Annotated in this window: 9 protein-coding genes and 1 pseudogene; 2 read left to right on the top strand and 8 right to left on the bottom strand. The window is 67.8% G+C overall.

Features of this window, described 5'->3' with window-relative positions; translation table 11 throughout:
- The coding region (locus tag P1P70_RS33865; RefSeq protein ID WP_319244650.1) for an MFS transporter at positions 1 to 1,115 on the bottom strand (1,115 nt) is incomplete at its 3' end.
- Between the two features lie 107 nt (positions 1,116 to 1,222).
- Between P1P70_RS33865 and P1P70_RS33860 the strand changes: the two genes are divergently transcribed.
- Positions 1,223 to 2,242, top strand: a complete 1,020-nt coding sequence (locus P1P70_RS33860) for a LacI family DNA-binding transcriptional regulator (protein ID WP_319244648.1) — start codon at positions 1,223 to 1,225, stop codon at positions 2,240 to 2,242.
- Positions 2,243 to 2,404: 162 nt separating this feature from the next.
- Here P1P70_RS33860 and prcA read toward each other — a convergent pair whose 3' ends face one another.
- From prcA to arc, 6 genes are all read right to left on the bottom strand, one after another.
- A complete protein-coding gene (gene prcA / locus P1P70_RS33855; protein ID WP_319244646.1) occupies positions 2,405 to 3,151 on the bottom strand; it encodes a proteasome subunit alpha in 747 nt (248 codons plus the stop codon).
- Between the two features lie 70 nt (positions 3,152 to 3,221).
- Complete coding sequence (gene prcB / locus P1P70_RS33850; RefSeq protein WP_319244644.1) at positions 3,222 to 4,067, bottom strand: proteasome subunit beta; 846 nt, start codon at positions 4,065 to 4,067, stop codon at positions 3,222 to 3,224.
- Positions 4,019 to 4,618 carry an endonuclease VII domain-containing protein gene (locus tag P1P70_RS33845; protein WP_319244642.1) on the bottom strand — a complete coding sequence of 200 codons (600 nt, stop codon included), beginning with the start codon at positions 4,616 to 4,618 and terminating at the stop codon, positions 4,019 to 4,021. Before P1P70_RS33845 ends, prcB begins: the two co-directional genes overlap by 49 nt.
- Positions 4,619 to 4,667: 49 nt before the next feature.
- Positions 4,668 to 4,883: a ubiquitin-like protein Pup gene (locus P1P70_RS33840; protein ID WP_005485230.1), complete on the bottom strand. Its 216-nt coding sequence runs from the start codon at positions 4,881 to 4,883 to the stop codon at positions 4,668 to 4,670.
- Between the two features lie 188 nt (positions 4,884 to 5,071).
- On the bottom strand, positions 5,072 to 6,583 hold the full coding sequence (gene dop / locus P1P70_RS33835) for a depupylase/deamidase Dop (RefSeq protein WP_338133446.1): 1,512 nt from the start codon (positions 6,581 to 6,583) through the stop codon (positions 5,072 to 5,074).
- Between the two features lie 234 nt (positions 6,584 to 6,817).
- Positions 6,818 to 8,584 (bottom strand): proteasome ATPase, encoded by a 1,767-nt coding sequence (gene arc / locus P1P70_RS33830; RefSeq protein WP_319244640.1) that lies wholly within the window; start codon positions 8,582 to 8,584, stop codon positions 6,818 to 6,820.
- A 281-nt stretch (positions 8,585 to 8,865) separates the two neighbouring features.
- Between arc and P1P70_RS33825 the strand changes: the two genes are divergently transcribed.
- On the top strand, positions 8,866 to 9,171 hold the full coding sequence (locus P1P70_RS33825) for a ferredoxin (protein WP_184896119.1): 306 nt from the start codon (positions 8,866 to 8,868) through the stop codon (positions 9,169 to 9,171).
- A 90-nt stretch (positions 9,172 to 9,261) separates the two neighbouring features.
- On the opposite strand, the pseudogene P1P70_RS33820 reads toward P1P70_RS33825, so the two are convergent.
- Positions 9,262 to 9,636, bottom strand: a pseudogene (locus P1P70_RS33820) (hypothetical protein); the annotation flags it as partial.
- Between the last annotated feature and the right edge of the window lie 117 nt (positions 9,637 to 9,753).

The raw sequence follows: 9,753 nt of genomic DNA, 5'->3' as shown, positions 1-9,753 counted from the left end.
TCTATGCGGCGGCAGCTGCAAATTTTTATAAGACACACCTCCACGACCGGCCCCGCCACCGCCGTTCCCACCGACTGGCCCACCGTGAACGTCGTCACGATCCAGGAGAACGCCTCTGTGACCGTGCCACGCGGCGCGTGCCGGTCGACAAGGACGAACACACACGCGATCGCCGGCGCCAGGAACACCCCCGCGAGCGTCGTCAGCCCCGTCATCCCCACCGGGCCGGGCATCAGCGTCAGCGGCACGTAACACACCGCAAGCAGCGCCACCAGCACCTGCAGACGCCGCTCCGGCGCACCGCTCCACTGCCGCGCGCCGTACACCGTGCCGCCCACGAGCGCCCCCAGCCCCACACCCGCCATCAGCCAGCCGTACACCGCGTCCCCGCCGTGGCCGTCCGCGTACGACACGGCCGCGACGGTGATCGAGCCGAGCGCGACACCGACGAAGAGGAACGCGGCGAGGAGCACCAGCAACCCGGGCGAACGCAACGCGCCCAGCCAGTGCGCCTCACGCGGAGCGGAACGCCAGGCCCGCGAGGGCGGCGAGACGACCACCCACAGCGCCCCCAGCACCCCGATGACACTCAGCACCACCAGCGCGGCCGACGCCGACCACAGCGCCACGCACAGCGTCACCAGCAGCGGCCCGACGGTGAACATGACCTCCTGGGCCACGGCGTCCATCGCGTACGCCGTGTGCACCTGCTCCTCCTTGCGCAGCACCGAGGACCACAGGGCCCGCAGCCCGCCCTCCAGCGGCGGTGTGCACAGCCCCGCGACCGCCACCGCGACATACGCCACCCACAGCGGATCCAGCCCCGACAGCGCGAAGACGACCATGGCGAGGGCGGAGACGATCGCGGCCGGCAACTGCACCCTCGGCTGTCCGCACAGGTCCACCAGCCGCCCCAGCAGCGGCTGCCCGACGGCGTTGGCCAGCCCGTACACGGCCGCCAGCCCGCCCGCGAGGCTGTACGTGCCGCCCTCCGCGCGGACGAAGAGCACGATCGCGATGGCGGCGGTGGCGTTCGGCAGCCGGCCCACCAGCGTGCCGGCGAGCAGTCGCGCGGCGTGCCGCGTCCTGAGGATCTCGAGGTATCCGGCGGCCATGTCCTGCCTCTCGACGGGCTCTCGCGAGCGACGTGTTACGTATAACGTCTCCCGTCATACGTACCATGTGCCCTGACCACGAGTCCAGACGAGGGAGCAGGCCGACGGTGGCACGAGGTAGTACGCGCCCCACGAGCCGTGACGTCGCCCAGGCCGCCGGCGTCTCCCAGGCCGCCGTCTCCCTGGTCCTCGGCGACAAATGGCGCGGCCGCGTCTCCGAGACCACGGCCGAACGTGTCCGCGAGGCCGCACGCGAACTGGGCTACCGGCCCAACCTCGCCGCCCGCAACCTCCGCCTGGGCCGCACCCGCACCGTCCTGCTGGTCGTCCCCGCCCTGACCACCGAGTTCTTCGCCGGCGTCTACACGGGCGCCGCCCGCGTCGCCGCCCGCCACGGCTTCGGCGTCGTCCTGTACCCCTCCCCCGAGGGCGTCGGCCCCGCCCGCGACCCCTTCGCCTCCGCCCAGGCCGCTCTCGACGGCGTGATCGCCTCCTCGATGGCCGCGGACGCGCTCACCGCCATCCGCGGCGACCAACTCCCCCTCGTCATGCTCGACAGCGACCCCGACGGCAGCCTCGGCGCCGCGACCGTCAACCTCGACATCCGCGACGGGATCCGCCAGGTCACCGAGCACCTCCTCGCCCTGGGCCACCGCCACTTCCTGCACCTCGCCGCCGACATCCCCTCCTGGACCTTCCGCGTCCGCGCACGGGAACTCGCGGAACGGGTGGCCTCGGTACCGGGCGCGTCCCTGCGGACGGCCGCCGCGCCGATCTCCATCGAGGGGGCGCTGACCGCGGCGGAGGCGGCTCTGACCGACACCGCCACCGTGACACGCCCCACCGCCGTGGTGTGCGACGACGACAAACTGGCCGCCGGGGTCTACAAGGCCGCACGGCGGTTGGGGCTGCGGATCCCCGAGGACGTGTCCGTCACCGGGCTCGACGACCTCGCCCTCGCCACCGCCCTCGACCCCGAGCTGACCACCGTACGACTGGACGCGGAACTGTTCGGAGAACGCGGGATGGAGGCCCTGCTGGCCGTCCTGGAGGGGCGTACGCCGACGGATGGGGACATCCCGGTGGAGCTGGTGGTGCGGGGGTCCACGGCACGGGTACGGGGCTGAGCACCGCGCCCGCCACCGGTCCGTGACCGGCTGGTCGCGCAGTTCCCCGCGGCCCTTCGGGACGCGCTGTCATGGGCGCATCCGACACAGGCACCGAACGCCGCGCGCCCCGGCCTGTGCCGGCCGGGGCGCACTACGGGCGGGATCGTGCGACTGTGCGGACTACTCGTCGTCCTCCTCCGCGGAGCTCTCGGCCTCCGTGGAGGCGCCGTCCGCCTCCAGAAGGCGGCCGAGCTGACGGCCGACGATGCGCTTGAACTTGCGCTGCTGCGGACGCGTACGGTCCAGGACCGCCACCTCCAGACGCTCGGCGGGAATCTCCCGCTGAGTGCCGTTGGTGTCGCGCGACAAGGCCTGGACGGCGAGCTTCAACGCCTCCGCCAAAGACATGCCGTCCTGGTGCCGCTGGTCCAGATAGCTGCTGATCTGCTCGGCGTTGCCACCGACCGCCACCGAGCCGTGCTCGTCGACGATCGAACCGTCGTGCGGCAGCCGATAGATCTGGTCGCCCTCGGGGGTCTCCCCCACCTCGGCCACGACCAGCTCCACCTCGTACGGCTTCTCGGCCGCCGAGGAGAAGATCGTGCCCAGCGTCTGGGCATACACGTTGGCGAGACCACGCGCGGTCACGTCGTCACGGTCGTAGGTGTAACCCCGCAGGTCGGCGTAGCGCACACCACCGATCCGGAGGTTCTCGTACTCGTTGTACTTGCCGGCGGCCGCGAAACCGATCCGGTCATAGATCTCGCTGAACTTGTGCAGCGCACGGGACGGGTTCTCGCCGACGAACACGATGCCGTCGGCATACTGCAGCACGACCAGGCTGCGGCCACGGGCGATGCCCTTGCGGGCGTACTCCGCCCGGTCCGCCATCGCCTGCTGGGGTGAGACATAGAACGGCGTCGACACCGGTTATCCGTCCCTTTCTGTCGAAGTCACTGGATCACCTTGATAAGAGAGCCGTCGCGGGCCGGACCGGCTAGAGCAGCGCGGCCCGGGGACCGTCCGGCTGCTCCAGACGGCGCTCCAGGATCGAACGGGCGATCTCGGAGGACTCCTCGTCGGTGAGCCGGCGGAAGCCGTCCTCGGTGATCACGGTGACGATGGGGTAGATCCGGCGGGCGACATCGGGACCACCGGTCGCCGAGTCGTCGTCTGCCGCGTCGTAGAGGGCCTGGATGACGAGGGTCGTCGCCTCGCCCTCGGAGAGATCGGCACGGAACAGCTTCTTCATCGCACCGCGCGCGAAGATCGAACCCGAGCCGGTGGCCGCGTAGCCGCTCTCCTCGGAACGGCCGCCCGTCACGTCGTACGAGAAGATGCGGCCCTTCTCCCGGTCCACGTCGTAACCGGCGAAGAGCGGGACGACGGCCAGGCCCTGCATGGCCATGCCGAGGTTGGAACGGATCATGGTGGAGAGCCGGTTCGCCTTGCCCTCCAGCGAGAGCTGCGCGCCCTCGACCTTCTCGAAGTGCTCCAGCTCCAGCTGGAACAGTTTCACCATCTCCACGGCCAGACCGGCCGTGCCGGCGATCCCGACGGCCGAGTACTCGTCGGCCGGGAACACCTTCTCGATGTCCCGCTGGGCGATCATGTTCCCCATCGTGGCCCGGCGGTCACCGGCGAGCACCACACCGCCGGGGAACGTCACGGCCACGATCGTCGTGCCGTGCGGAGCTTCGATGACACCCTGGGTCGGCGGCAGCTGCCGCTTGCCGGGGAGCAGCTCCGGCTGGTGGTCCGACAGGAAGTCCATGAAGGACGACGACCCAGGCGTCAGGAAGGCAGCTGGTAGACGCCCGGTGCTACGAGTGTTGGCTTCCACGCGTTTCCTTCCACATATGTCGCAGCCCGCCTCATGACGTCGGGCCGATCCTTGAACTGCCCCAGCGCCGCGTTGCAGCTGAAGCACAGTACGCCTCGGACCCTACCCGTCTCGTGGCAGTGATCCACATGCGCCGGCAAAGCCGCCAAACAGATACAGCAGACGCCCCCTTGGGAGGCGATCAGCTCGTCGCGTTCGGCTTCGGTGATGCCGTACTCGCGCTTCAGGTGGCCCTGCCTGCTTTGGACAGCCCGGCACGCCTTGCAACGTGTCGACAGGCCGTCGGACGCCGTCGCGTTGCGATGCCACTCGTCGTGCGGCTTGATCTCACCGCATGTCCGGCAGAGTTTGTGCCCGGCGGGGACATCCACCTTCTCCCGCACAGGCTTCCCCATGGCCTCCCTGCGACGCCGGTAGTGCGCGGCGCCGTACTCGGCCACGCACTCCCGACACCTCACCTGAAGGCCGTCGCTACGGTTCTTGTCCTTGGCGAACGAGGTGGCCGGCAGCGCTCGCCGACACCCGCTGCATCGCTTCTCGGCCTCTTCCATCCCCCGCACACCGATCCTGCGATTCGAAGACCGAAGCGCAATTCAACCTTTACTCGCCACCTTTTTGCACGAAGCTCCGCACGAAATCCTCGGCATTTTCCTCAAGTACATCATCGATTTCGTCGAGCACGGAGTCGACGTCGTCGCTGAGCTTCTCCTGCCGCTCCTTCAGGTCCTCCGATGCCTGCGCCTCCGGCGCCGCCTCGGTCTCCTCCGTGGAACGGGTGGCCTTCTGCTGGCCGCCGCCGGTGTCCTTGGTCGCCATAACCCTCACCCCGCTCTGTTGCCCGACATGGTCGGCAGGTCGGCATTCCTGCCGATCGGTGATGATCAGACCCTACAAGCCGGGTCTGACATTGGCCCTGTTGTTTCCACAACGTCCGGGGACCACCTCGATGATTCCCGGACGGCGGTGTTTCCACCCTGCCCGGCTGATCACGATTGAACCCCGGTTCAGTGCCCGGACAGCACCCTGACCAGGTCTTCTGCCGTACGGCAGCGGTCCAGCAGCTCCTTGACGTGATTTCGCGTTCCGCGAAGCGGTTCGAGGGTTGGGACGCGCTGGAGCGAGTCCCGGCCCGGCAGGTCGAAGATCACCGAGTCCCAGGAGGCCGCCGCGACGTCGTCCGCGTACTGCTCCAGACAGCGACCGCGGAAGTACGCACGGGTGTCCTCCGGCGGCTTGGTGCGGGCCTCGTCGACGCCTTGCTCGGTCAGCAGCCGCTTCATCTTGCCGCGGGCCACCAGACGGTTGTAGAGGCCCTTCTCGGCGCGTACGTCGGCGTACTGGAGGTCGACGAGGTGGAGCCGGGCGGCGTCCCAGTCGAGGCCGTCACGGCGTCGGTAGCCCTCCATCAGCTCCCGCTTGGCGACCCAGTCGAGCTCCCCGGAGAGGCTCATCGGGTCGTTCTCCAGCCGGTTCAAGGTGTCTTCCCACCGGCTCAGGACGTCCTTCGTCTGGTCGTCCGCGTCCGCCCCGAAGCGCTCCTCGACGTACTTGCGCGACAGCTCGTAGTACTCCATCTGAAGCTGTACGGCGGTCAGGGTGCGCCCGCTGCGCAGAGTGATGAGGCGTTGCAGGGTCGGGTCGTGCGAGACCTGGTGCAATGTACGAACAGGCTGGTCAACAGCGAGATCGACGGCGATGAAGCCGTCTTCGATCATCGACAGCACCAGGGCCGTCGTGCCCAGCTTCAGGTAGGTCGAGATCTCCGAGAGGTTCGCGTCGCCGATGATCACGTGGAGGCGGCGGTATTTCTCCGCGTCGGCGTGGGGTTCGTCGCGGGTGTTGATGATGGGGCGCTTGAGGGTGGTTTCCAGGCCGACTTCCACCTCGAAGTAGTCGGCGCGCTGGCTGAGCTGGAAGCCGTGTTCGTGGCCGTCCTGGCCGATGCCGACGCGGCCGGCGCCGGCGAAGACCTGGCGGGAGACGAAGAAGGGGGTGAGGTGGCGCACGATGTCCGAGAAGGCGGTTTCCCGCTTCATCAGGTAGTTCTCGTGCGTGCCGTAGGAGGCGCCCTTGTTGTCGGTGTTGTTCTTGTAGAGGTGGATCGGCTGGGCGCCGGGGAGCTGGGCCGCGCGTTCGGCGGCTTCGGCCATGATGCGCTCGCCGGCCTTGTCCCACAGGACGGCGTCGAGGGGGTTGGTGACCTCGGGGGCGCTGTATTCGGGGTGTGCGTGGTCGACGTAGAGCCGCGCGCCGTTGGTGAGGATGACATTGGCCAGGCCGATGTCCTCGTCGGTGAGCTGGCTGGAGTCGGCGGCCTCGCGGGCGAGGTCGAAGCCTCGCGCGTCCCGCAGCGGGTTCTCCTCCTCGAAGTCCCAGCGGGCCCGGCGGGCCCGGTGCATCGCCGCTGCGTAGGCGTTGACGATCTGGGACGAGGTGAGCATGGCATTGGCATTGGGGTGGCCGGGGACGGAGATCCCGTACTCCGTCTCGATGCCCATTACTCGCCGTACGGTCATGCGGCCCTCCTTGCCCGGCGGCGTCCTCGGTCGGGGACGCTGCTCAAGTACCGCTGGCGCTCTCGTGCGTGTGCGGTGCCCGTCCCCGCACTGCGCGACTCGGCGGTACGAAAGAGCCTAGAACGGCTCTGCGCTGGTGGGGAGATCATTTGCGTCATTGCTGTGGTCCGGCCTTTACCTGGAAAACAGTCGGCTGCGGGTACCCACTGAGGGCACCCGCAGCCGCCCTGTGTATTACAGGTACTGTCCGGTGTTCGCCACCGTGTCGATGGAGCGACCGGTGTCCGCGCCCTGCTTTCCGGTGATCAGGGTACGGATGTAGACGATCCGTTCGCCCTTCTTACCGGAGATTCGGGCCCAGTCGTCCGGGTTGGTGGTGTTGGGCAGGTCCTCGTTCTCCTTGAACTCGTCCACGCAGGCCTGGAGCAGGTGGGAGACGCGGAGGCCCTTCTGGTTCTTGTCGAGGAAGTCCTTGATCGCCATCTTCTTGGCGCGGCCGACGATGTTCTCGATCATGGCGCCGGAGTTGAAGTCCTTGAAGTAGAGGACTTCCTTGTCGCCGTTGGCGTAGGTGACTTCCAGGAAGCGGTTCTCCTCGGATTCGGCGTACATGTGTTCCACTGCCGTCTGGATCATGCTCTGGACGGTGGTGGTCTTGGAGCCGCCGTGTTCGCCGAGGTCGTCCGTGTGGAGGGGGAGACGCTCGGTGAGGTACTTCTGGAAGATGTCCTTGGCCGCTTCGGCGTCCGGACGCTCGATCTTGATCTTCACGTCGAGCCGGCCGGGGCGCAGGATGGCGGGGTCGATCATGTCCTCGCGGTTGGAGGCGCCGATGACCACGACGTTCTCCAGGCCCTCCACGCCGTCGATCTCGGCGAGCAGCTGCGGGACGATGGTGTTCTCCACGTCCGAGCTGACGCCGGATCCGCGGGTGCGGAAGAGGGATTCCATCTCGTCGAAGAAGACGATGACGGGGGTGCCCTCGCTGGCCTTCTCCCTCGCACGCTGGAAGACCAGGCGGATCTGTCGCTCGGTCTCGCCGACGTACTTGTTGAGGAGCTCGGGGCCCTTGATGTTGAGGAAGAAGCTCTTGCCCTGGGCCTGGCCGGTGACTTCGGCGACCTTCTTCGCCAGTGAGTTGGCGACGGCCTTGGCGATGAGCGTCTTGCCGCATCCGGGGGGGCCGTAGAGCAGGACGCCCTTGGGCGGGCGCAGTTCGTGCTCCTTGAACAGGTCCGGGTAGAGGTAGGGGAGCTCGACCGCGTCGCGGATCATCTCGATCTGGTTGCCGAGGCCACCGATCTGCTCGTACCCGATGTCGGGAACCTCTTCGAGGACGAGTTCCTCGACCTCGCTCTTGGGCACGACCTCGTAGACGTAGCCGGAGCGGGGTTCGAGAAGGAGGGCGTCGCCGGGGCGGATGGTGATGTCCAGCAGGGGCTCGGCGAGCCGCACCACCCGTTCCTCGTCGGTGTGCCCCTGTACGAGGGCGCGCTCGCCGTCCTCGAGGATCTCCTTGAGGGTGACGATGTCGCCGACGCTCTCGTACTCCATGGCCTCGACCACGTTGAGAGCTTCGTTGAGCATCACTTCCTGGCCTCGCCGGAGCTCTTCCAGGTCGACGCTGGGGCTGACGTTCACGCGGAGCTTTCGGCCTCCGGTGAAGATGTCGGCCGTGCCGTCCTCGTTCGCCGTGAGGAAGACACCGAAGCCGGCCGGCGGCTGTGCGAGCCGGTCGACTTCCTCCTTGAGGGCCACGATCTGGTCGCGGGCCTCACGGAGCGTGTTGGCGAGCCGCTCGTTCTGTGCGGACACGCCGGCCAGATTGGTCTGCAGCTCGACGATCCGCTCTTCGAGAATCCTCGTGTGTCGCGGAGAGTCGGCGAGCTTGCGTCGCAGGACGGCGATCTCCTGCTCAAGGTAGGCAATCTGCCCGGCCGGGTCGTCGGACCCTCGTCCCGGGCGGATGCCGCGGTTCATGTCGTCGTCGTGGGCTGCCACGGTCCTCACCTCCTCCAAGGGGAGCTGGACGCTTCCAGACCCTACCTGGGTGGGTGTCGATTGAAACCCCTAGATCACAAAGACGGTCGGGGTGTGTCCGATCTTCACCCTTGCGCTCTCCCTCACGCCAGGGGAATACCCACCGAACATGATTGGGAAGCCGCCCCGGGTAGGGTCGAAGTGTTCAACACCCGTCAGAGCCTGCATCGTTCCCGACCGGCTCGACGGACGACTCGACGAACGACTCGATGAATGACCCGACGCATGAGGCGGCAGGAGAGATGAGCGTGCAGCAGGAGGCCACGGCCGCGGGCGAGGCGCTCGAGGTCTGGATCGACCAGGACCTCTGCACCGGTGACGGTATCTGCGTGCAGTACGCGCCCGAGGTGTTCGAGCTGGACATCGACGGACTGGCCTATGTGAAGAGTCCGGGCGACGAGTTGCTGCAGGCCCCGGGGGCGACAACGCCCGTTCCCCTGCCGCTTCTCACGGATGTGGTGGACTCCGCGAAGGAGTGTCCGGGCGAGTGCATCCATGTACGTCGCGTTTCGGACAGGGTCGAGGTCTTCGGGCCTGACGCGGAGTGATCCGGCGGGCACTACGCGTCGCCCTGTGTCTGCTTTCTCACACCGGGTTTGCCGGGTGATCACTTCCCGTTCGCCCAGGTGCGGCCGGTGTCAGACGCTTTGTGCCCCGGCGGGGGTGGAGCGGACGAACGCCCCGTTCCTCCATTGCCACTTGACGGGGTTCGTGACGTCCGGGCAGCAGTTGGGGACCTCGGCCGACGAGTAGCCGTGCAGGGTGGCGGTGACGGCGGCGTCACGGACGGCGAAGTCGGTGACGGTGGTGCGGTCCTTGGGGTTCACCAGGGTGGCGACGACCCGGGGCTGCGCCGCGTCGGTGGAGCGGGTCAGCACGTACACGCCGTCGGGCGGGGTGCCCATGCTGGCGTCGCAGTGGACGACGGCCACGGTCTCGAGCCGGCCGTCCCCGTCGAGGTCCTCGGAGGCCTTCTTCTTCACGACGACGCCGACGGGCCCGCAGTCGAGGGGGTGCCGATGATAAGCCTCTGACGCTTCCGACGAATAGCCCTGTGTAAATTCCGGTGGCCGCGGTATCATTACAGAAAACAAAAACGGAAGAGATTCGTACAGGGAAAAAGGTAGACT

It is taken from the genome of Streptomyces sp. MB09-02B (genome assembly GCF_033794485.1).
GTDB lineage: Bacteria > Actinomycetota > Actinomycetes > Streptomycetales > Streptomycetaceae > Streptomyces.
The sequence above is the reverse complement of the archived record's forward strand: the minus strand, read 5'-3'. Positions and strand labels throughout refer to the sequence as shown.

Bases quoted from the DNA above. Each gene is read 5' to 3' on its own strand.
- dop (WP_338133446.1), bottom strand. From the start codon at position 6,583: ATGACCGTACGGCGAGTAATGGGCATCGAGACGGAGTACGGGATCTCC.
- P1P70_RS33840 (WP_005485230.1), bottom strand. From the start codon at position 4,883: ATGGCGACCAAGGACACCGGCGGCGGCCAGCAGAAGGCCACCCGTTCC.
- P1P70_RS33845 (WP_319244642.1), bottom strand. From the start codon at position 4,618: ATGGAAGAGGCCGAGAAGCGATGCAGCGGGTGTCGGCGAGCGCTGCCG.
- P1P70_RS33825 (WP_184896119.1), top strand. From the start codon at position 8,866: ATGAGCGTGCAGCAGGAGGCCACGGCCGCGGGCGAGGCGCTCGAGGTC.